General features: G+C 65.2%; 19 protein-coding genes. 15 read left to right on the plus strand and 4 right to left on the minus strand.

Features of this window, described 5'->3' with window-relative positions:
- The first annotated feature begins 28 nt into the window (after positions 1–28).
- From fliM to FXB38_RS13870, 5 genes are all read left to right on the plus strand, one after another.
- Positions 29–1,231 carry a flagellar motor switch protein FliM gene (gene fliM, locus FXB38_RS13845; RefSeq protein WP_148751397.1) on the plus strand — a complete coding sequence of 401 codons (1,203 nt, stop codon included), beginning with the start codon at positions 29–31 and terminating at the stop codon, positions 1,229–1,231.
- On the plus strand, positions 1,228–1,689 hold the full coding sequence (locus FXB38_RS13850) for a DUF6468 domain-containing protein (protein ID WP_148751398.1): 462 nt from the start codon (positions 1,228–1,230) through the stop codon (positions 1,687–1,689). The genes fliM and FXB38_RS13850 overlap by 4 nt, the downstream gene beginning before the upstream one ends.
- Before the next feature lie 9 nt (positions 1,690–1,698).
- The gene (locus FXB38_RS13855; RefSeq protein ID WP_148751399.1) at positions 1,699–2,457 is read left to right on the plus strand and encodes a MotE family protein; all 759 of its coding nucleotides are present in this window, start codon (positions 1,699–1,701) and stop codon (positions 2,455–2,457) included.
- A 556-nt stretch (positions 2,458–3,013) separates the two neighbouring features.
- Positions 3,014–3,214 carry a hypothetical protein gene (locus FXB38_RS13865; protein ID WP_148751400.1) on the plus strand — a complete coding sequence of 67 codons (201 nt, stop codon included), beginning with the start codon at positions 3,014–3,016 and terminating at the stop codon, positions 3,212–3,214.
- A gap of 220 nt (positions 3,215–3,434) precedes the next feature.
- On the plus strand, positions 3,435–7,211 hold the full coding sequence (locus FXB38_RS13870) for a tetratricopeptide repeat protein (protein WP_148751401.1): 3,777 nt from the start codon (positions 3,435–3,437) through the stop codon (positions 7,209–7,211).
- Positions 7,212–7,401: 190 nt separating this feature from the next.
- Here FXB38_RS13870 and fliP read toward each other — a convergent pair whose 3' ends face one another.
- Positions 7,402–8,157, minus strand: a complete 756-nt coding sequence (gene fliP, locus FXB38_RS13875; protein WP_148751402.1) for a flagellar type III secretion system pore protein FliP — start codon at positions 8,155–8,157, stop codon at positions 7,402–7,404.
- Entirely contained in the window at positions 8,154–9,128 is a 975-nt protein-coding gene (locus tag FXB38_RS13880; RefSeq protein ID WP_148751403.1) for a flagellar biosynthetic protein FliO, read from the minus strand. The genes fliP and FXB38_RS13880 overlap by 4 nt, the downstream gene beginning before the upstream one ends.
- A gap of 351 nt (positions 9,129–9,479) precedes the next feature.
- Between FXB38_RS13880 and flgB the strand changes: the two genes are divergently transcribed.
- The 10 genes from flgB (at position 9,480) to FXB38_RS13930 (ending at position 18,632) form a co-directional block, all read left to right on the plus strand.
- Positions 9,480–9,884, plus strand: coding sequence for a flagellar basal body rod protein FlgB (gene flgB, locus FXB38_RS13885; RefSeq protein WP_148751404.1), 405 nt, complete (start codon positions 9,480–9,482; stop codon positions 9,882–9,884).
- 18 nt (positions 9,885–9,902) lie between these two features.
- The gene (flgC, locus tag FXB38_RS13890) at positions 9,903–10,328 is read left to right on the plus strand and encodes a flagellar basal body rod protein FlgC (protein ID WP_148751405.1); all 426 of its coding nucleotides are present in this window, start codon (positions 9,903–9,905) and stop codon (positions 10,326–10,328) included.
- Between the two features lie 17 nt (positions 10,329–10,345).
- A complete protein-coding gene (fliE, locus tag FXB38_RS13895; RefSeq protein WP_148751406.1) occupies positions 10,346–10,654 on the plus strand; it encodes a flagellar hook-basal body complex protein FliE in 309 nt (102 codons plus the stop codon).
- A gap of 156 nt (positions 10,655–10,810) precedes the next feature.
- On the plus strand, positions 10,811–11,074 hold the full coding sequence (gene fliQ / locus FXB38_RS13900; protein ID WP_027534765.1) for a flagellar biosynthesis protein FliQ: 264 nt from the start codon (positions 10,811–10,813) through the stop codon (positions 11,072–11,074).
- 17 nt (positions 11,075–11,091) lie between these two features.
- Positions 11,092–11,862 carry a flagellar biosynthetic protein FliR gene (gene fliR, locus FXB38_RS13905; protein ID WP_148751407.1) on the plus strand — a complete coding sequence of 257 codons (771 nt, stop codon included), beginning with the start codon at positions 11,092–11,094 and terminating at the stop codon, positions 11,860–11,862.
- Positions 11,863–11,879: 17 nt separating this feature from the next.
- The gene (gene flhB / locus FXB38_RS13910) at positions 11,880–12,959 is read left to right on the plus strand and encodes a flagellar biosynthesis protein FlhB (protein WP_148751408.1); all 1,080 of its coding nucleotides are present in this window, start codon (positions 11,880–11,882) and stop codon (positions 12,957–12,959) included.
- Between the two features lie 153 nt (positions 12,960–13,112).
- Positions 13,113–15,686: a cell cycle histidine kinase CckA gene (gene cckA / locus FXB38_RS13915; RefSeq protein ID WP_148751409.1), complete on the plus strand. Its 2,574-nt coding sequence runs from the start codon at positions 13,113–13,115 to the stop codon at positions 15,684–15,686.
- 203 nt (positions 15,687–15,889) lie between these two features.
- Positions 15,890–16,894 carry a Tim44 domain-containing protein gene (locus tag FXB38_RS13920; protein ID WP_148751410.1) on the plus strand — a complete coding sequence of 335 codons (1,005 nt, stop codon included), beginning with the start codon at positions 15,890–15,892 and terminating at the stop codon, positions 16,892–16,894.
- 146 nt (positions 16,895–17,040) lie between these two features.
- A complete protein-coding gene (locus FXB38_RS13925) occupies positions 17,041–17,721 on the plus strand; it encodes a lectin (protein ID WP_187434858.1) in 681 nt (226 codons plus the stop codon).
- Between the two features lie 203 nt (positions 17,722–17,924).
- On the plus strand, positions 17,925–18,632 hold the full coding sequence (locus tag FXB38_RS13930; protein ID WP_148751412.1) for a glutathione S-transferase: 708 nt from the start codon (positions 17,925–17,927) through the stop codon (positions 18,630–18,632).
- A 1-nt stretch (position 18,633) separates the two neighbouring features.
- On the opposite strand, the gene FXB38_RS13935 is transcribed toward FXB38_RS13930, so the two are convergent.
- Both FXB38_RS13935 and FXB38_RS42715 read right to left on the minus strand, forming a co-directional pair.
- Entirely contained in the window at positions 18,634–19,308 is a 675-nt protein-coding gene (locus tag FXB38_RS13935; RefSeq protein WP_148751413.1) for a methyltransferase family protein, read from the minus strand.
- A gap of 211 nt (positions 19,309–19,519) precedes the next feature.
- Positions 19,520–19,693, minus strand: coding sequence for a hypothetical protein (locus tag FXB38_RS42715; RefSeq protein WP_187434859.1), 174 nt, complete (start codon positions 19,691–19,693; stop codon positions 19,520–19,522).
- Positions 19,694–19,729 lie beyond the last annotated feature (36 nt).

A 19,729-nucleotide genomic window follows, 5' to 3' on the forward strand; every position in this document is an offset into this window, starting at 1 on the left:
ATGCTGCGGAAGGGTACGGGCTAGCGTCATGGCCGGCAACGAGCAGATGGACCAGGATGCGATTGCCGCCCAATGGGAGGCGTCGCTCGATTCCGAGGATCCCGCGGAGGCCGCGAAGGCTGCTGCCGAAAACGAGCTGTCTGAGACCATGGCCCTGCAATGGGCGGCCATGGTCGAGGACGGCAGTCGCGATCTCGGCACCGGCAAGAACTCCGGCGAGCGGGTGCTGTCGCAGGAGGAGATCGACAATCTCCTCGGCTTCACCGTCGGCGACGTCACGCTCGACGACCATTCCGGCATCCGCGCCATCATCGATTCGGCGATGGTCTCCTACGAGCGTCTGCCGATGCTCGAAATCGTCTTCGACCGCCTGGTGCGGTTGCTGACGACATCCTTGCGCAATTTCACCTCCGACAACGTCGAAGTCTCGCTCGACCGCATCACCTCGGTGCGGTTCGGCGATTACATGAACTCGATCCCGCTGCCTGCCGTGCTCTCGGTCTTCAAGGCCGAGGAGTGGGACAATTTCGGCATGGCGACGGTCGATTCCAACCTGATCTACTCGATGATCGACGTGCTGCTCGGCGGCCGCCGCGGCTCGAGCCAACTCCGCATCGAGGGCCGGCCCTACACCACGATCGAGACCGAGCTGGTCAAGCGGCTGGTCGAGGTGGTGCTGACCGATGCCGAGCAGGCGTTCCGGCCGCTGTCGCCGGTGACCTTCACGATCGACCGGCTCGAGACCAATCCGCGCTTCGCCGCGATCAGCCGTCCCGCCAACGCCGCGATCCTGGTGCGCCTGCGCATCGACATGGAAGATCGCGGCGGCAACATCGAACTGCTGCTGCCTTACGCGACCATCGAACCGATCCGGGCCGTTTTGCTCCAGATGTTCATGGGCGAAAAGTTCGGCCGCGACCAGATCTGGGAGGGTCATTTCGCCACCGAGATCGTCCAGGCCGAGATTTCCGTCGACGCCGTGCTCTACGAGGCCGACATTCCGCTCAAGCAGCTGATGCGGCTGAAGGTCGGAGACACGCTGCCGCTGGACATGCGCGCCGATGCCAACGTCACCGTGCGGTGCGGCGATGTCACGATCACCGAAGGACGCATGGGCCGGGTCGGAGAGCGCGTTGCGATTCGCGTGACGAAACCCTTGCGCAAGCCAAGTACGACACTTGCGATGTTCGAGAAGGTGGACGAGCAGAACAAGCTGATGGAGGCCCCATGAACCACTCCCTAGGAATGGCGATCGAGACGCTGGTGGCCATCCTGCTGATGCTCACGATCGGCTACTGTATCCTGCTCAACAAGCGGCTGACGCGGCTGAAGGCGGACGAGCATTCGCTGAAGGCTGTCATCGGCGAGCTGATCACCGCGACCGAGATCGCCGAGCGCGCGATCGGCGGGCTCAAGCTCGCGGTGCGCGACGTCAACGAGAATCTCGGCAGCCAGCTTGCCGCCGCCACGCAGATGTCCGGCCAGTTGCACAAACAGCTCGGCGAAGCCGACAACGTGGTGCGCCGCCTCTCCAAGATCGCGATCGCGGCGCGCCCCGTCACGAATCCGGAAGCCGCAGCCGCCCCCGTCGCCAAGCCGTCGGCGGCGAAAGCGGTGGCCGCTGCCGCCGAAGCCTTCTCGGAGCGACGCAGGTCCAACGGCCTTGGGTCCAACGGTCTTGCCGCATAAAGTCAGGGTATGAAGTCCTTTCGTAACATCCGCGTCATTCCGGTCGTCCTGGTTGCGGTCGCAGGTCTCGCCACGCTGAAGGTGGCGGGCCTCGTGATCAATGGCGGCTATGTCTTCGACTACCAGCCGAACCATGTGAAGAAGTCCTGGGCGCAGGAGAATTTGAATTTTCCCGGGGGCGAAGACCCTGACATCACCGGCTCGACGCACGGAGCGCCGAAGGAAGCTCCGAAGCCGGCCGCCCCCGAGACCAAGCTCGAGGGCACCCCGGTCAAGATGGACGAGGCCCAGTCGCAGGTCTCGGCCTCGGAGCGCGCGATCCTTGAGCGGTTGCAGGCGCGCCGCCAGGAGATCGAGTCCCGCCAGCGCGAGATCGATATTCGCGAGAGCCTCTTGAAGTCGGCCGAGAAGCGCATCGAGAACAAGGTCGAGGAGATGAAGGCGGTGGAGTCCCGCATCACCGCGACCCAGGCCGAGCAGAAAGCCGCGGAGGCCCAGCGCTTGAAGGGCCTCGTGACCATGTATGAGGGCATGAAGCCCAAGGACGCCGCGCGGGTGTTCGACCGGCTGGAAATGGGCGTGCTGATCGAGATCGCCTCGGCGATCGCCCCGCGAAAGATGTCCGATATCCTGGGCCTGATGTCGTCGGAAGCCGCCGAGCGGCTGACGGTCGAGATGGCCCGCCGCGCCAATGGGGGCGGGGATCAGGCTGCCTCCGCCGGCGATCTCCCCAAGATCGACGGCAAGCCGACGCAAAAGCCGAATTGAGGGCTCAAGAGGCGCGGCGCGCGGCGGCAACCTGCGTGCACGCGGCGGACGCGTTGCGTGTCTAATTCGCGACCCGCTGTTGACCCTTGCGACCAGTCGAGCTCAGCGGATTCTCGACGGGAAGGAGGGACTCGCAGTGTTGCTTGATCAGCGCTGCGTTCTCAACGCGAGTCACGAGATGCAGGGTGCTGTGGCAGCAGGGGCATTCATATACCTTTAGGGCATAGCCCCGCGCGATTGGAAAGACGGCTACGACCGCTCTGGCCCTGCTACACACAATGCAGTTGGCTTCTCCGCTCATTGATTGCCCCCCAAGCTGACCAATCGAATTCGAATCGCCGTGATCACATCTGATTCAGAGTCGTTGATGGACCGCAACGTCTCGGGGGTTGTACGTGCGCAGCACGTCTACTCGCGTTTCGGCTGCAGCGAGAACAAGCGGCATCTTCTGAGGCTGCGATGAGTTGACGCGCACAAATGTGAAGTGGAGTACAGTGGGGCTGAAGAGTTCGTCCTAGGCTTCGGCCATTCGCAATCGGCAGCGCGGGAGGAAGCCATGAACTACTCGTCCGCAGCAGAACGCGCAATCGAAGCCGCCAATCGGCTGCTCATCGCGGCGATGACGTTTGCCTGGACGTCCGCGCTGAGCCACCAGCATATATTGCCGCCGCAAGAGGAAGATGGCGACACCGACGATGATGCTTGTCTCGAGCGGGAGAGCTCCTCTGCGCCGGATGGCGCGGGAAAGCAACATTGAAGCTGCGGTCGGCTTGCAGGCGTCAACTCCTCCTTAACCACTTGCTCGCCAGATTCTGGGCGCGAACGTCTCGGTCCACGAACAAGGCGTCGCGACACATTGTGCCGGATCAAGTCGTCATTACAGCATTAACAAGTCCTTAATTGGCAAAACCTACAGTCGACGGCACGGGCCGGCGCCAGTGCCGGCATGGACCGCCGAACCGGAAGAAGTGCCGCCAATGGCGCGAGAGGCTGCCGCTGGATTGATGTCGCGAGCCCGCGCTTTGGCGCTGGGGCTGTCGCGTCATGTCCGCAAGGCTGTCTTGTTGGCGGCCTGTCTGCTGATCGGCCTTGATAATGGTGCCCGAGCTGCCGATGCGGTCCGGGGCGAGGCGAGCTTTTCAGCTGGCGGCGGCTTTGCCCGTCTTGTGATCAAGCTCGGCGAGGACGTTCCCTCCGAGGTCACGACCGCCGGCTCCATCCTCATCATCCGCTTTGACCGTCCCGTCGACGTTCCCGTCGACCGCGTGCCGGAAGGCGCACCCGATTACGTCAACTCCGCCCGCCGAGACCCCGACGGCAGCGCGATCCGGCTGTCGCTGGCGCGGCGCGTCACCGTCAACACCATGAATGCCGGCGAGCGTACTTTTATCGATCTGATGCCGGAAGGCTGGAAGGGGCCGCCACCGAGCCTGCCCCAGGAGGTGGTCAAGGAACTCGCCGAACGCGCGCGCGCTGCCGAGCGCGCGCTGCGCGCCCAGCGCGCTGCGGCCGAGAGCAAGAAGCGGCCACCGATCCGCGTGCGCGCCTCGGTGCAGCCGACCTTCGTGCGCTTCGTGTTCGAGATGCCCGACGGCGTCGGCGTCTCCTCCGTGCTCAACGAGCAGAAGCTGACGCTCGCCTTCAACGCCAATCTCAGCTTCGACCTCGCCGATGCCGTCGTCGCCGCGCCGCCGAATGTCGCGTCGATCAAGCAGAAGTCCGACATCGACCAGACCAGCGTCGAGATCGCGCTGATCGGCGATTCCGACGTGCACTCCTTCCGCGATGACAAGAACTACGTCGTCGACATCGCGTTCCAGCCCGACAAGGGCAAGGCGGCGACGCCTGAAGCCACGATCGCAAAGGCCGAATCCGGCGGTCACGGACCGGCGCCGGCCGCTGAAAAGCCGACGGTCGCAAAGCCGAAGGACGCCCATGGCGAGATCAAGCCGCCGACCTCGGAGGCGATCGCGCGCGAAGCCAGGATTGAGGTGAAGCCCGAGGTGAAATCGGAGGCGAAGCCGGAAGCATCCGCTGCGATGCCGTCCGCCGAGGCGCCAAAGCCGGCACCGGCAATAACCTCGACCGAAGCTCCGCACGTCACGGAAGCGCCCAAGACCGCGCCGCCCGCAATGGAAGCCGCCGCGCCTGCTGCTCCTGCCAAGCCGGTAGTAACCGAAGCGCCCAACGAGGTGGTGAAGGAAGCTGCGAAGGAGCCGGTCAAGGAAGAGCCTAAGGAAGCGATCAAGGAAGCTCCGAAGGAAGGGCCCAAGCCTGCGCCCGCTGAGGCTCAGGCCGCGCCGCCGCCTCCTGTTGCCAGCGTCGATGCGCGCCGCGACAGCGATGGCCTGCGCGTGACATTCCCGATTCCTGTCGCAACGCCGGCGGCCGCGTTCCGCCGCGGCGACACGGTATGGCTGGTGTTCGACTCGCCAAAGCCGATCGACATCGAGGCGATCCGCACACGGGGTGGTGCGATGATCGGCGAGGTCAGCCGCATGCCGCTCGAGAAGGGGCAGGCGATACGCATCCGTCTCACCCGGCCGCTGGTCTATTCGCTGACCAGCGAGGAGGTCGGCAAGGAGACCAACTGGCTGCTGACGCTCGCCGACAAGATCCAGGCAACGCCGCTGCCGCTGCTGATCTCGCGCAACATCACCGATCCCGCGCTCGCCAACATCGCCATCCCCTTTGCCAATCCGGGCCTGCTGCACAAGCTCACCGACCCTGATGCCGGCGACATGCTCTACGTCGTCACCGCGCAACGGCCGGTCCGCGGCTTCATCAAGCGGCAGGATCTCGTCGATCTCTCGCTGCTGGAATCCGCGCATGGCATCGCGATCCGGCCGAACTCCGACGAAGTCGGCATTGAGGTCGGATCGGACAAGGTCATCCTCGGCAAGAAGGGCGGCCTGACGCTGTCGCCGGTCGACGTTTCGGCCGAGCGGGCACCGACTGCGGTGCGGCCGATCTTCAATCCCGAGGGCTGGCGCAAGGGCCAAGCGGAAGATTTCTGGACCCGCCAAAGCGATCTGATCACGGCGATCTCGGCCGTCGAGCCGGCGCAGCGTTCGCTGCCGCGGCTCGATCTCGCCCAGTTCTACATGTCGCGCGCGATGTATCACGAAGCCAAGTCCGTGACCGAATTGATGCTGAGCGATCCTCTCAACAAGGAGGAGAGCAGCGCGCTGATCATGCATGCGATCGCCAGCATTCTGATCGGCCGGCCGGCGCTGGGCCTGAAGGATCTCGCCAATCCCGTGATCGGCAACAGCCACGATTCCCAGCTCTGGAAGGCACTCGCCTATGCGCGCCAGGGCAAATGGGCGGACGCCCGCGAAAAATTCAAGAATGTCGAATTCGCCATCGCCTCGCTGCCGCTCGACATCCAGCGCATCGTGACGATGGATGCGATGCGCGCCTCGCTCGAGGTGAAGGACTATGCCGGTGCCTCGAAGCGCCGCGGCGAGATGGAGGTTGTTGGCGTCTCGCCGGAGGCTGGGCCCGGCTTTGCCGTGCTGCGCGGCCGGCTCGCCGAGGCGCTCGGCCACGACAGGGATGCGCTCGACGATTACAAATTCGCGGTCGCATCGAATGACCGGCCGGCCGCCGCCGAAGCCAAGCAGCTCGAAATCGCGCTGCGGCAGAAGCGTGACGAGATCAGCAAGGAAGACGCGCTGAAAGAGCTAGAGACGCTGTCGATGACCTGGCGCGGCGACGCGATCGAGGTCAAGACGCTGCAGATGCTGTCGCAGCTTTATTCCGAGAACGGACGCTATCGCGATGCGCTCACCGCGGCGCGTACCGCGACCAAGCTGCAGCCGAACGCGGAAGCTTCGCGCCAGGCGCAGGATCTGGCGTCGGATCTGTTTACGCAGATCTTCCTGGGGCCGAAGGGCGACGAACTGCCGCCGGTCGAGGCGCTCGGGATGTTCTACGAGTTCCGCGAGCTGACGCCGATCGGCCGCCGCGGTGACGAGCTGATCCGCCGCCTGGCCGATCGTCTCGCCTCGATCGATCTGCTCGACCAGGCCGCCGAGCTCTTGCAATACCAGGTCGACCACCGTCTCGAAGGCGCGGCGCGCGCGCAGGTCGCCGCGCGCCTTGCCATGATTTACCTCGCCAACCGCAAGCCCGACATGGCGATCACGTCGCTGCGCGCCAGCCGCATCAGCGATCTCTCCGGCGAGTTGCGGCAGCAGCGCCTGCTCTTGGAAGCGCGCGCGCAGAGCGACGTCGGCCGCCATGATCTCGCGCTCGACATCGTCTCCAACGTCAGTGGGCGTGAGGTGCTGCGGCTGCGGTCCGACATCTTCTGGGCAGGGCGACGCTGGCGCGAGTCCGCCGAGCAGATCGAGCTCTATTACGGCGACCGCTTCCGCGACTTCAAGCCGCTCAATGCGGTGGAGAAGAGTGACATCATCCGTGCCGCGGTCGGCTATGCGCTCGCCGACGACTCGATCGGGCTGTCGCGCTTCCGCGAGAAATATGCCCCCCTGATGAGCGAGAGCGCCGACCGGCTCGCCTTCGACATCGCCAGCAAGCCGGCGGGCGCCTCCAGCGCCGAATTCGCCGACATTGCAAAGCTCGCTGCAAGCGTCGACACGCTCGACGGCTTCCTCCGCGAAATGAAGCAGCGTTTCCCCGACGCCACCGCGCGCGCCCCCGCCGCCCCGCAGGCCAAGGACGAGACCGATCATACCGGCTCGCTGCCGACGATCCCCGTCGTGCGGCAGATCAAGATGACGCGGTAGGAACCCTGCTTCCGCGCGAAGCGCGGCCGGGACAGCGCCGCATCCTCCGTCATTGCGAGCGCAGCGAAGCAATCCAGAATCTTTCCGCGGTGGGATTCTGGATTGCTTCGTCGCAAGGGCTCCTCGCAATGACGGGGAGAGGGCGGAGGCTATCTATCGTCGGGGCAGAGGGGATGCGCCGCTGGCGTCATCACCCCCCGTAACTCTGCACCAGGCTTCCCGCCACCAGCGACCAGCCGTCGACCAGCACGAAGAAGATCAGCTTGAACGGCAGCGAGATCGTCGCGGGCGGCAGCATCATCATGCCCATCGACATCAGCACCGAGGCGACGACGAGGTCGATGATCAGGAAAGGGAGGAACAGGAGGAAGCCGATCTCGAAGGCACGCTTGAGCTCGGAGATCATGAAGGCGGGGACGAGGATGCGCAGGGCGAGCTCGTCGGGCGTCGCCGGCGGTGGCTCGCCGGAGAGATCGAGAAACAGCTTCAGGTCCTTCTCGCGCACGTTCTTCTGCATGAAGCCGCGCAAGGGGACGGAGGCGCGCTGGAGCGCGTCCTCGACGCCGATCTGGTTGGCGACGAGCGGACGGATGCCGTCGTCGTAGGATTTTTGCAGCACCGGCCCCATCACGAAGAAGGTGAGGAACATCGCCAGCGCCAGGATCACCGAGTTGGGCGGCGCGGTCGCCGTGCCCATCGCTGTGCGCAGCAGCGACAGCACGACCACGATGCGCGTGAACGACGTCATCATGATCAGGATCGACGGCGCGATCGACAGCACCGTGAGCAGCGCGATCAGCTGGATCGCGCGCTCGGTGACCCCGCCGCCGCCCTGGCCGCCGAGATTGATGCTGATGTCCTGCGCATGCGCAGGGGTGGCGAGCAAGGCCGCGGCGATCAGGACAGAGGGGACAAGAACTCTACGCGGGAAGGACGTCAGCCTCACGAAGACGGCTTCGGACGGCCGAGCAGCGAGGCCATCTCGTCTTCGAGATTTTCAAAGCTGGTCTTTTCCGGAGCCGGCCTGGCCGGCGGCGCCGGAGGGGCCGGCGGATCGACCCGTGCGGCGCGCGGCGGCGCGGCGGGCGGATCCGGCGCAACCGGTGGGGCGATGGTCTCGCCGGCCGGACGACGGAGCGCCGCCTCGAGGCGCTGGGCCATCTCGGCGAGATTTTGCTCGGCACTCGACGGCGCGGCAACTGCGGCCGGCGGCGGAACGGGCGGTGCCTGCGGCACGGGCGGAGGAGGCGGCGGCGCGGCCGCGCGCTCGGCACGCACCGGCGGCACCTTCACCGGCTCGCTCGCGCGCGGCGGGCGCGGCATCAGCGGCGGTTCGCTGCGCGCAACGCGCGGCGGCATCGGCTCGGGGCGGGGCTCACGCTCGAGACGCGGCGGCATCGGTTCGGGCGAAAAGCCGCCGAGCGCCGGTTCGCCACGGCGTTCGGCCAGAGCGGGCGCCGGCCGGCGGACTTCGTCGGCAAAGGACGGACGTGCGGGCCGCGGCGGCGGCTCGGGCATTTGCGGCTCGGGATGGTCGAGCACCTCGGGTCGCGGCGCTTCGTCGGCCCAGCTGCCGGCATCGGGCATCGGGGCGAGGCGCGGCGGCTCGGCCGCGCTGGGACGCTGCGGAATCTGGTCGCGGCCGGCTGCGGCGCGCACGATATTCGGTTCGACGACGATGTCGGTCGGGCCGCCGATCATCAGGAGATGTTCGACATTGTCACGGCGCACCAGCACCAGGCGCCGGCGGCCATCGACTGCGGCCGCGTCGATCACCGCAAGTCGGGGCATCCTGCCGCGCTGGGTGTTGGCGCCGAGCCGGGTGGTCGCGAATCGGCGGACCAGCCACGCCGCGACGCCGATCAACGCCAGAACGACGATGAACGCGACGATGAAGGTGATAGGGCTACCGTTCATACCTGTCCCCGGTAAATGGCGCTTCTCTCGTGCCTATGGTCGGATGCGCCGACCACCGGCGTGCGATGCCCCAAAACTGTGATCTCTTAACGTCCCACGGCAAGCTTTGCCGTCCCCAAGTCTTAATAACCTATGAATCGCCCGATCCAAAACGACTTCTTGGCCTGCGCAGGGCCGCCAGGCAGTTGGGTTAATGCGGCTTTTGGAATGGGTAGAATCACGGGGGACCGTTGCATGTCTCAATCAGAAACATGCATCCGCCACGCCTTAACCACCTGTTAACCATACACGCGGCAAATTCTGCCTAGCTTCGGACCTCAGGGTCTGCAAGAGGCGCAAGGAGCCGCAACGATGTCCATCAACGATCTTCCGGTGCTGTCGGCGCTTCGCACCAAGATGCAGTGGCACCAGGAACGCCAGCGCGTCCTGTCCGAGAACGTCTCCAATTCCGATACCCCCAATTTCCGGCCGCGCGAGCTGGTCGAGCCGAAATTCGACAAGACCGGCGCCCCGGCGGGCTCGATCGGGCCGCTCGCCATGGCCGTCACCAGCGCCTCGCACATGACGTCATCGGGCTCGGCCTCGAGCTTCGACCAGAACAAGAATGCGGGCTTCGAGACCCGTCCTGCGGGCAATGCCGTCAATCTCGAAGAGGAGATGATGAAGTCCGCCAACAACCAGATGGATTATGCGGCGGTCACCTCGCTCTATTCGAAGAGCCTGCATCTTCTGAAGACCGCGATCGGCAAGGGCTAGAGCTAGGAGAGGCGCAACATGGCGAATGACAGCAGCGACTTTGCCCGCTCGATGGCGATCGCGACCTCCGGGTTGCGGGCGCAGGCCGGGCGAATGCGGGTGATCTCGGAAAACATCGCGAATGCGGACTCGACCGCGCCGACCGCAGGCGGCGATCCCTATCGGCGCAAGGTGCCGACATTCTCCGCGGCGCTCGACCGCACGCTCGACGCGCAGGTCGTCACGCTCGGCAAGATCAAGCCCGACCAGTCCAACTTCCGCGTCAAATACGAGCCGAGCAATCCGGCGGCGGATGCCACCGGCAACGTCAAATATCCCAACGTGAATTCGGTGGTCGAGATGACCGACATGCGCGATGCGCAGCGGTCCTACGAGGCCAATGTCAACATCATCAGTGCAACGCGCCGGATGATCCAGCGCACGCTCGACATCCTCAAGAGCTGAACAGGAAACCCCAGGCCATGGCAACACCGACAATCGCGGCCAATGCTTATGCCAACCTTGCCCGCGTGCTGGAAAACAGCGGCGCCGGCAAGGGCAGCGAGGCGAGCGGGCAGTCCTTTGCCTCGCTGCTGAAAGACGCCGTTGGCAGCGTCATGGAATCCGGCCGCAAATCGGACGCGCAGACCGTGGCGATGGCCTCCGGCAAGGCCAACGTGATGGACGTGGTGACGGCGGTCGCCGACACGGACGTTGCGGTGTCCACGCTGGTCTCGGTCCGCGACCGCGTGATCGCGGCGTATGAAGACATCATGAAGATGCCGATCTGATTTCGGCCTCCGCCGTCATTGCGAGCGAAGCGAAGCAATCCAGAATCTTTCCGCAGGCACCAGTCTGGATTGCTTCGCTGCGCTCGCAATGACGGGGAGGGGTGTGTGGTTCTCGTCGGTGCGGCGGGGATGAAGCTTGAATAAGGGAATTCTGAAATGACCGGACCCGAGACCCTCGACGTCGCCCGCGATGCGATCTGGACCATCGTCATCGTGTCCTCGCCGCTGATGGTGGTCGGGCTCGTGGTCGGCGTGATCGTGTCGCTGTTCCAGGCGCTGACGCAGATTCAGGAGCAGACGCTGGTCTACGTGCCGAAGATCCTGGCCATCTTTGCCACGATGCTGCTGGCGCTACCGTTCATGGCCGACGCGCTTCATTCCCACATGCTGCGGATCTCGTCGCGAATCATCGGCGGCTGAGGCACTATGCGCCCACCATGCGCATCGACGTCTCGTTGCTGCCGGCGCTTGCCGCGGCCTTCATGCTCGCCTTCGCCCGGGTCGGCGCGATGGTGATGCTGCTGCCGGGGCTCGGCGAGACCAACATCCCGACGCGGGTGAAGCTGTCGATCGCGCTTCTGCTGACGCTGATCATCCTGCCGCTGCATCGCAATGCCTATCAGGTCGACATGGGCTCGCTCGCGCCGATGCTGGTGCTGATGCTGCATGAGATCGTGATCGGCATCGTGCTCGGCGCAACCGCGCGCGTGACGCTGTCGGCGCTGCAGGTCGCAGGCGCCGTGATCGCGCAGCAGATGGGACTTGGCTTCGTCACCTCGGTCGATCCGACGCAAGGGCAGCAGGGCGTTCTGGTCGGCAATTTCCTCACCATGCTGGGTGTCACGCTGCTGTTCGCCACCGACAGCCATCACCTGGTGATCGCGGCGCTGAACGACAGCTACGCGATCTTCGCGCCGGGCGAGACCGTATCGAGCGGCGACGTCGCTTCGCTCCCCACGCGGGCCTTCTCCGCCGCGTTCCTGCTCGGCCTGCAGCTTTCCGGCCCGTTCCTGGTGTTCGGCCTCGTCTTCAATATCGGGCTCGGCGTGCTGGCGCGGCTGATGCCGCAGATGCAGGTCTATTTCGTCGGCGTGCCGCTATCGATCTTCGCGGGCTTCATGGTGCTGGCCGTGGTGCTCACGGCGATGATGGGCACCTATCTCGACTACTTCATCGGTGTCATGCACCAGATGATGCCGCTCAAGTAACTGGTAACGGGTGATCGATGGCGGAAGACAACGATCCAGAGAGCCAAACAGAAGACCCGACCCAAAAACGTCTCGAAGAGGCGCTCGAACGCGGCGACGTCGCCAAAAGCCAGGAGATCAACACCTGGTTCATGATCGCGGGCGGCACGCTCGTGGTCTCGACCTTCTCCGGCTCGGTCGGCAGCGGGCTGCTGACGCCGATGCGCAATCTGCTCGCCAATTCCTGGATGATCAAAACCGACCCCGGGAACCTGCTCCTGCTGATGCAGCAGGTCGAAGTCGCGGTGTTCGCGGCGGTCGGCGTGCCCCTGCTGATGCTGGTGCTGGCTGCGATTGCCGGCAATATGCTCCAGCACCGGCTGGTGTGGTCGGCCGAATCTCTCACGCCGAAATTCAGCAAGCTCTCACCCGCTGCCGGCTTCAAGCGCATCTTCGGCAAGCAGGCGGGAGCCAATTTTCTCAAGGGCATCGGCAAGCTCGTCGTGCTCGCCGTGGTCATGACCACGATCCTGTGGCCGGAACGGCACCGCATGGAGGCGATGGTCAAGCTCGATCCGATGGCCATGCTGGGCGCCACCACCGGCCTGACCGTCCAGCTGCTCGGCGCAGTGGTCGCCGCGCTCGCGATCATCGCCATTGGCGACTATTTCTTCCAGTATCGCAGCTGGTTCCAGCGGCAGAAGATGTCGCTCCAGGAGATCAAGGAGGAGTTCAAGCAGTCCGAAGGCGACCCGCATATCAAGGGCAAGCTCAGGCAATTGCGCCAGCAGCGCTCCAAGAAGCGCATGATGGCGGCGGTTCCCAAGGCCTCCGTGATCATCACCAACCCGACCCACTATTCGGTGGCGCTGTCCTACGAGCGCGGCATGTCGGCGCCGATCTGCGTCGCCAAGGGCGTCGACAACCTCGCCTTCAAGATCCGGGAGATCGCGCGCGAGCACGACATCCCGATCGTCGAGAACGTGCCGCTGGCCCGCGCGCTGTACGCCACCGCCGAAATCGACAAGGAAATTCCTGTCGAGCACTACCATGCAGTCGCCGAAGTCATCGGCTACGTCATCCGGCTGAAGCGCGGTTTCAGCGCCGCGCGGCAATAAAACCCCGAAAAGTACCGGAAATGGCTGTAAACTGGGAATCAGCGTACGTTTCGCCGCTGCCGCCCTTGCGTCCGCGGGTCCGATTCAGGCAGGGAGGACCCCACGTGCCCCGTGGCGCGTTGATTCTCTGTCGACAGGCCATGCCAGCGTGAAATGACTGCCGAGACCGACCACGACCTGTCACGCGAGCCCGTTGCGGCGCATGAGCCGTCGCCGCGCTCGGGCAGCATTGCGCTGGTGCTCCTGGTGGCCACCGGCCTCGTCGCGGTCGCCATCGGGCTGATGACGCTCGGGCGCGCGCAGGCGCAGCCCTATATCCTCGGGATCCTCGCCGTGCTGGCGATGATCGGCCTGTTCAATCTGTTCGCCTTCGCCGCCGGCATCATCCGCTTCGTCGACCGCAATCTCGACGATCCCGTGATGGGGCGTATCGCCGATCACGCCTTCGACGGCCTCGCGGTGACCGATCCGCGTGGCCATGTGGTCTATTCCAACGCGGCCTATCTGACGCTGACCGGCGCCTCAGGTCCGCAGGATGTGCGCCCCGTGGAGCGCGTCTTCATCGGCAACCCGGACGTTTCGGAAGCGGTGTTCCGCCTGCTGAAGGCCGCGCGCGAAGGCAAGCGCCAGCAGGAAGAGGTGCGCATCTCCGGCCACGACGGTAGCCAGGGCCGCTGGCTGCGCATGCGGGTGCGCCCGCTCGGCACGGGCAAGCGCGAGGCCAAATATGCGGTGTGGTCGATCGCCGACATCACCCGCGACCGCGAGCGCCAGGAGGACGTGTTCCAGGAGCTCCAGCACGCGATCGAATATCTCGATCACGCGCCGTGCGGCTTCTTCTCGGTCAATCCCGCCAGCGAGCTCGCTTACGTCAATGCGACGCTGGCGAACTGGCTCGACTATGATCTCGCCGAGATCGGCTCCGGCGGGCTGAAGCTCGCCGACATCGTCTCCGGCGACGGCGCTTCGCTGCTGAGCTCGATCGTGGCGGTGCCGGGCGAGGTGAAGACCGAAGTCTTCGACATCGATCTGCGGATGCGCACCGGCAAGACCATGCCGGTGCGGCTCTACCACAAGCTCGCGTTCGGCGCCGACGGCGCGCCGGGGCCCTCGCGCACGCTCGTCATCAGCCGAGCCCGCGACGAGCGCAGCGATCCCGACCGCGCCGCCGAAGTGCGCTTCATGCGCTTCTTCGATCACACGCCGATGGCGATCGCCACCGTGGACCGCGGCGGCAACGTGGTGCGGGCCAATGCGCGCTACGCCAAGCTCGCGCAGGCCCTCGGGCTCGACAGCGCCAGCAAGTCGATCTTCCGCGCGATCAATGCGCGCGATCGCCACCTTTTGATTGCAGCCATCAACCAGGCCGCCGAAAACCAGGCCGACATCGCGCCGGTCGAGGTGGCGCTGGAAGGGACCAAGGAGCGCTGGGGCCAGTTCTTCGTCACGCCGGTCGATGCGGCCGAGAACGACGCCGAAGCCGCGATCGTGCACATGCTCGAGACCACCGAGCGGCGCGCGCTGGAGAACCAGATCAACCAGTCGCAGAAGATGGAGACGGTCGGCCAGCTCGCCGGTGGCATCGCGCACGACTTCAACAACGTGCTCTCCGCCATCATGATGGCGAACGACTTCCTGCTGAACGCGCACAAGCCGACCGATCCGTCGTTCCAGGACATCATGCAGATCAAGCAGAACGCCACGCGTGCTGCGACGCTGGTGCGGCAGCTGCTCGCGTTCTCGCGGCGGCAGACGCTACGGCCGCAGGTGCTCGATCTCGGCGATGCGTTGTCCGATCTCACCATGCTGCTGCGCCGGCTGATCGGCGAGAAGGTCAAGCTCGACCTGATCCACGGCCGCGATCTCTGGCCGGTCAAGGTCGATGTCTCCCAGTTCGAGCAGGTTATCGTCAATCTCGCGGTGAATGCGCGCGACGCCATGCCCGACGGCGGCAAGCTGATCATCCGCACCGCCAATGTCGCGACCGACGAGGCGGGCAAGCTCGCCTACAAGGGCATGCCGGCGGCGGACTACGTACGGATCGAGGTCGCCGACACCGGCACCGGCATCCCCGCCGACATCCGCGACAAGATTTTTGAGCCGTTCTTCTCGACCAAGGAAGTCGGCAAGGGCACCGGCCTCGGGCTGTCCACCGTCTACGGTATCGTCAAGCAGACCGGCGGCTTCATCTACGTCGATTCCGCGCAGGGGCAGGGCACTTCGTTCCACATCTTCCTGCCGCGCCATCACGCCGAGGCGGAAGTGCAGGTCGAGCAGCCGCCGGCGGCGAATGGTGTTGCGAAGGACGCCGCGCCCGCAGCGACGGAGGCGAAGCCGCGCACCGATCTTACCGGGCAGGGCACCATCCTGCTGGTCGAGGACGAAGAGGGCCTGCGCGCATTGAACGCCCGCGGCCTGCGCTCGCGCGGCTACACCGTGGTCGAGGCCGAGAACGGCGTCGAGGCGATGGAGATGCTGGAGGAGCAGAGCGGCGGCATCGATCTCGTCGTCTCCGACGTCGTGATGCCGGAGATGGACGGGCCGACACTGCTCAAGGCGATGCGGGAGAAGAACCCTGATATCCGCTTCATCTTCGTCTCGGGCTATGCCGAGGATGCCTTCGAGAAGAGCCTGCCCGAGGGACAGCAGTTCGACTTCCTGCCAAAGCCGTTCACGCTCAGCCAGCTCGTGGCGGCGGTGAAGGAGACGATGACGAAGCAGGGGTGAGGGCGGCACGCTCGCAATAGAGAGAGCGGAATTCTCGCCGCAATAGCCGCCGGTACCCCGCGACCACAGTTCCTGGCCACATCCGGCCAAACCCCCGGCGAATATGGGCTTTTGCCACATCCCCGCGACTGAGGGCCGCAGCCGGGGGTTCCGAAACCGGCTTCCCTTTTGCTAAAGGGTGCCCATCTTACTGGCACGTCCCCATGCCGGGGATTTGGGAAACGAACATGAATTTCTCGCAATGGTCCCGCACTCTCGTGAAGACGATTGCCGTCGTTCTGGCGCTCGCGCTGCCGACGGCGCTTGCGATCTCCTCCGCTGACGCCCGCGTCGGCGGTGGCGTCTCGTCGGGCTCGCGCGGTTCGCGGACCTTCTCGGCCCCGCCATCGACCACGACCGCGCCGGGCTCCACCTCACAGTTCAACCGCACCTACAGCCAGCCCGGCGCCGGCATGAACACGGCTGCGCCCGCACGCGGCGGCCTGTTCGGCCGCGGCGGTGGGTTCCTGGGTGGTCTTGCGGCCGGCTTCCTCGGCGCAGGCCTTCTGGGCATGCTGTTCGGCGGCGGCCTGTTCGGCGGCCTCGGCGGGCTGTCATCGATCCTGGGCCTGATCATCCAGATCGTGCTCGTCGTGTTCGTGGTGCGGCTGGCGATGTCCTGGTGGCAGCGCCGCAACGCGCCGCAGGCGGCCTATGCCGGCGCTGACGCCGGTCCGGGACCGCAGACGAGCTATCGCAGCGGTCTCGGTGGCGGTCTTGGTTCGGGTCTCGGCGGCGGCTTCGGCTTCGGCGCCAACAATGCGCCGCTCGAGATCAAGCCGGACGACTACGAAGCATTCGAGCGTCTGCTCGGCGACGTCCAGGCCGCCTGGTCGAACGAGGACGTTGCAAAACTGCATACGCTGGCGACGCCGGAGATGGTCTCCTATTTCGAGCGGGATCTCGCCGAGAACCGCGCGCGCAACGCCGTGAACAAGGTGACCAACGTCAAGCTGCTGCAGGGCGACCTCGCGGAAGCCTGGCGCGAAGGCGAGACCGAGTACGCGACCGTGGCGTTGCGCTTTGCGCTCACCGACAAGACGGTCGACCGCAACACCGGCGCGCTCGTCGCCGGCAGCGAGCAGCCGGGCGAAGTCACCGAAGTCTGGACCTTTGCTCGCCGCCCCGGCAGCGCCTGGGAATTGTCGGCGATCCAGCAGACCAACTGATCGCGCGCGCAACATGAGAAACCAGGGCGCCGTGCTTCTTGCACGGCGCCTTTTTCTTTGGACGTCTCGCATCGCGGCAGCGGAATAAGCGGGCGCGCGTCGGGTTGACATCAGGCGGCCAAATACAACACAACCGGGAGGACAGGATGATCCGCACCGCAAGATCCGTGACAATGTCAGGCCTTGCGCTCGCTGCAGCCTTGCTTGCGGCGCCATCGGTACAAGCGCAGTCGCCCGACATGACGTTCTTCGTGACCTCCATCGGTCCCGGCAAGGGCGCCGATCTGGGCGGCCTTGATGGCGCAGATGCGCAGTGCCAGAAGCTGGCGCAGGTTGGCGGTGCCGCTGCAAAAACTTGGCGCGCCTATCTCTCGACACAAGCCGCCGACGGCAAGCCGGCTGTCAATGCCAAAGACCGCATCGGCAAGGGACCGTGGCAGAACGCCAAAGGCGTGGTGATTGCCAAGGACGTGGCCGACCTCCACAGCGCGGCCAACAATCTCACCAAGCAGACCGCGCTCAGCGAGAAGGGCGAGGTCATCAACGGCCGCGGCGACACGCCGAACCGGCATGACATCCTCACGGGATCGCAAGCCGACGGCACCGCCTTTGCCGCGGGCGACGACAAGACCTGCAAGAACTGGACGTCGAGCACGCAAGGCGCGGCGATCGTTGGTCATGCCGATCGCCAAGGCCTGCGCGACGACGAGCCCTCAAAGTCCTGGAATAGCTCTCACCTCTCGCGTGGCCCCGATGGAGGCTGCTCGCAGGCCGATCTGAAGAGCACCGGCGGCGATGGCCTGCTGTATTGTTTCGCGGCGAATTGAGGCCTCCGTCATTGTGAGGAGCTCGCGACAAAATTGCGAAGCAATTTTTGCGCTGATGCGACGAAGCAATCCAGCGTCCCTCCGCGATGATTGTCTGGATTTGCTTTGCGGGTGTGTGGTGCGAGCGTCTCGTCCCTCTCTGACGGAACCTTCCGCTGCGTGTTACATTGGTTCCGTCGCTTCCACGCTCACGGACCCTTCTCATGAAGTACGAGCTCTACTACTGGCCCGAGATCCAGGGCCGCGGTGAATATGTGCGGCTGGCGCTGGAGGAAGCGGGCGCGGCTTACGACGACGTCGCACGCGGCCCCCGCGGCAGCGGCGCAATGATGAAGATGATGGGGGCCCACAAGGGCACGCCGCCCTTTGCGCCGCCGTTCCTGAAAGCGGGCAAGCTCGTCATCGGGCAGACCGCCAACATCCTGCTCTATCTCGGCGCCCGTCACGCCCTCGCGCCGAAGACCGATGCCGGAAAACTCTGGGTGCACCAGCTTCAATTGACCATCACCGATCTCGTGGTCGAAATCCACGACACCCATCATCCGCTCGGGCCCTCGATGTACTACGAAGACCAGAAACCGCCGGCGAAGAAGCGCACCGCCGAGTTCTGGGACGAGCGCGTGCCGAAGTATCTCGGTTATTTCGCGCAGCTGCTCGACGACAATGGCGGCGCCTATGTCACCGGTCGGCGCCTGACTTACGTCGATCTCTCGCTGTTCCAGATCGTCGATGGCCTGCGCTATGCCTTCCCGAAGCGGATGAAGGCGTTCGAGAAAGACATTCCTGGCCTCGTCGGCCTGCACGACCGTCTCGCGGCGCGGCCGAATATCAAGGCCTATCTTGCAAGCGAACGCCGCATTCCCTTCAACGAGCAGGGCATCTTCCGCCGTTACAAGGAGCTGGATGCGTGAATCACCACAGTCCGGGCAGCAGGCGGTAGCGCACCCGTGCCGCATAGTCGGCATAGCCGGGCAGGCCCGCGATGAGCGTGCGCTCCTCGATGCGGATGCGGACCGCAAGCAGCACCAGGAAGAGCGGCGCAATCGCCATTCCCCACCACGAGCCGAGGATCAGCGGCACGCTGGCGAAGAACAGGATCATGCCGCTGTACATGGGATGGCGGACATGGGCGTAGGGCCCGGTCGAGATCACGCGCTGCGCGCGCTCGGCCTGCAGCTTCACCACGGGTGCTGCGAACGAATTCTCGCGAAATACCCACAGCGTGAACAGTGTCGAGGCGAGGAACAGCATGAAGCCGAGTGCCTGCCATGCGATGGTCATGTGGGACGCAAGATGACGCCGGTCGAGTCCCATCGCGACGAGCCAGCCCAGCATCGCCACGACGAACACGACCATGAATATCTTGTCCGCGGCCGGCTGATCTCTCTGCAAAACAGGCCGCAGTCGTTCGGCCAGAAGCGCCGGGTCGATCCGGTAGAGCCACCAGCCGCAGAGCGGGCCGAGCAGGACGGAGGTGAGGAGAAACACCCACGCGCCAGGCCAATGCAGCGTGCCGGCGGCGGCAAACAGCAGCGCGCCCATTCCGGCGGTGAGAACGGTGTTCTGCAACAGCAGGCGTGCGATCATGTTCGATCTGGCTCCCTCACGCGACCGAGCCATTGATAGCATTGTTTCGGCCAGCATGCGGCCGGCAGCAATCGCATGATGCAATAGGAGGCGTGCGATCAAGCGCGGTTCCCCGCCGTCCCCGCACGAATCTGGCCGCGCTATCCCGCAAGCCCGGACGCGCGAAAAGCCCGGTCAACCGGACCGGGCGATCCATCGCAGGCAAGCCGGATCAGGCGAGCTGATCGATCCGCGTGCCCTGGCCCGGCGGCAGCGGCGCAGGCGGCGTCGGCTGATAGGTCGGGTCGTTGTCCTTGGCCTTGGTCGGGTCGTCCGCCTGCTTGGTCGTGTCGTAGCTCGGGACCACGACCGTCACAGGCGGCGGCGCAACGCTGGAAACGCTCATCCACAAATCCTCACAGATTGAAACAATTGATCCTGC

It is taken from the genome of Bradyrhizobium cytisi (assembly GCF_008123515.1).
GTDB classification, from domain to species: Bacteria; Pseudomonadota; Alphaproteobacteria; order Rhizobiales; family Xanthobacteraceae; genus Bradyrhizobium; species Bradyrhizobium cytisi.

Bases quoted from the DNA above. Each gene is read 5' to 3' on its own strand.
- FXB38_RS13865 (WP_148751400.1), top strand. From the start codon at position 3,014: ATGAACTACTCGTCCGCAGCAGAACGCGCAATCGAAGCCGCCAATCGG.
- flgC (WP_148751405.1), top strand. From the start codon at position 9,903: ATGGCGAATGACAGCAGCGACTTTGCCCGCTCGATGGCGATCGCGACC.
- FXB38_RS13880 (WP_148751403.1), bottom strand. From the start codon at position 9,128: ATGAACGGTAGCCCTATCACCTTCATCGTCGCGTTCATCGTCGTTCTG.
- FXB38_RS13920 (WP_148751410.1), top strand. From the start codon at position 15,890: ATGCCGGGGATTTGGGAAACGAACATGAATTTCTCGCAATGGTCCCGC.
- FXB38_RS13855 (WP_148751399.1), top strand. From the start codon at position 1,699: ATGAAGTCCTTTCGTAACATCCGCGTCATTCCGGTCGTCCTGGTTGCG.
- FXB38_RS13870 (WP_148751401.1), top strand. From the start codon at position 3,435: ATGGCGCGAGAGGCTGCCGCTGGATTGATGTCGCGAGCCCGCGCTTTG.
- flhB (WP_148751408.1), top strand. From the start codon at position 11,880: ATGGCGGAAGACAACGATCCAGAGAGCCAAACAGAAGACCCGACCCAA.
- cckA (WP_148751409.1), top strand. From the start codon at position 13,113: ATGACTGCCGAGACCGACCACGACCTGTCACGCGAGCCCGTTGCGGCG.
- fliE (WP_148751406.1), top strand. From the start codon at position 10,346: ATGGCAACACCGACAATCGCGGCCAATGCTTATGCCAACCTTGCCCGC.
- FXB38_RS13850 (WP_148751398.1), top strand. From the start codon at position 1,228: ATGAACCACTCCCTAGGAATGGCGATCGAGACGCTGGTGGCCATCCTG.
- FXB38_RS13925 (WP_187434858.1), top strand. From the start codon at position 17,041: ATGATCCGCACCGCAAGATCCGTGACAATGTCAGGCCTTGCGCTCGCT.
- FXB38_RS42715 (WP_187434859.1), bottom strand. From the start codon at position 19,693: ATGAGCGTTTCCAGCGTTGCGCCGCCGCCTGTGACGGTCGTGGTCCCG.
- fliM (WP_148751397.1), top strand. From the start codon at position 29: ATGGCCGGCAACGAGCAGATGGACCAGGATGCGATTGCCGCCCAATGG.
- flgB (WP_148751404.1), top strand. From the start codon at position 9,480: ATGTCCATCAACGATCTTCCGGTGCTGTCGGCGCTTCGCACCAAGATG.
- FXB38_RS13930 (WP_148751412.1), top strand. From the start codon at position 17,925: ATGAAGTACGAGCTCTACTACTGGCCCGAGATCCAGGGCCGCGGTGAA.
- fliQ (WP_027534765.1), top strand. From the start codon at position 10,811: ATGACCGGACCCGAGACCCTCGACGTCGCCCGCGATGCGATCTGGACC.
- FXB38_RS13935 (WP_148751413.1), bottom strand. From the start codon at position 19,308: ATGATCGCACGCCTGCTGTTGCAGAACACCGTTCTCACCGCCGGAATG.
- fliR (WP_148751407.1), top strand. From the start codon at position 11,092: ATGCGCATCGACGTCTCGTTGCTGCCGGCGCTTGCCGCGGCCTTCATG.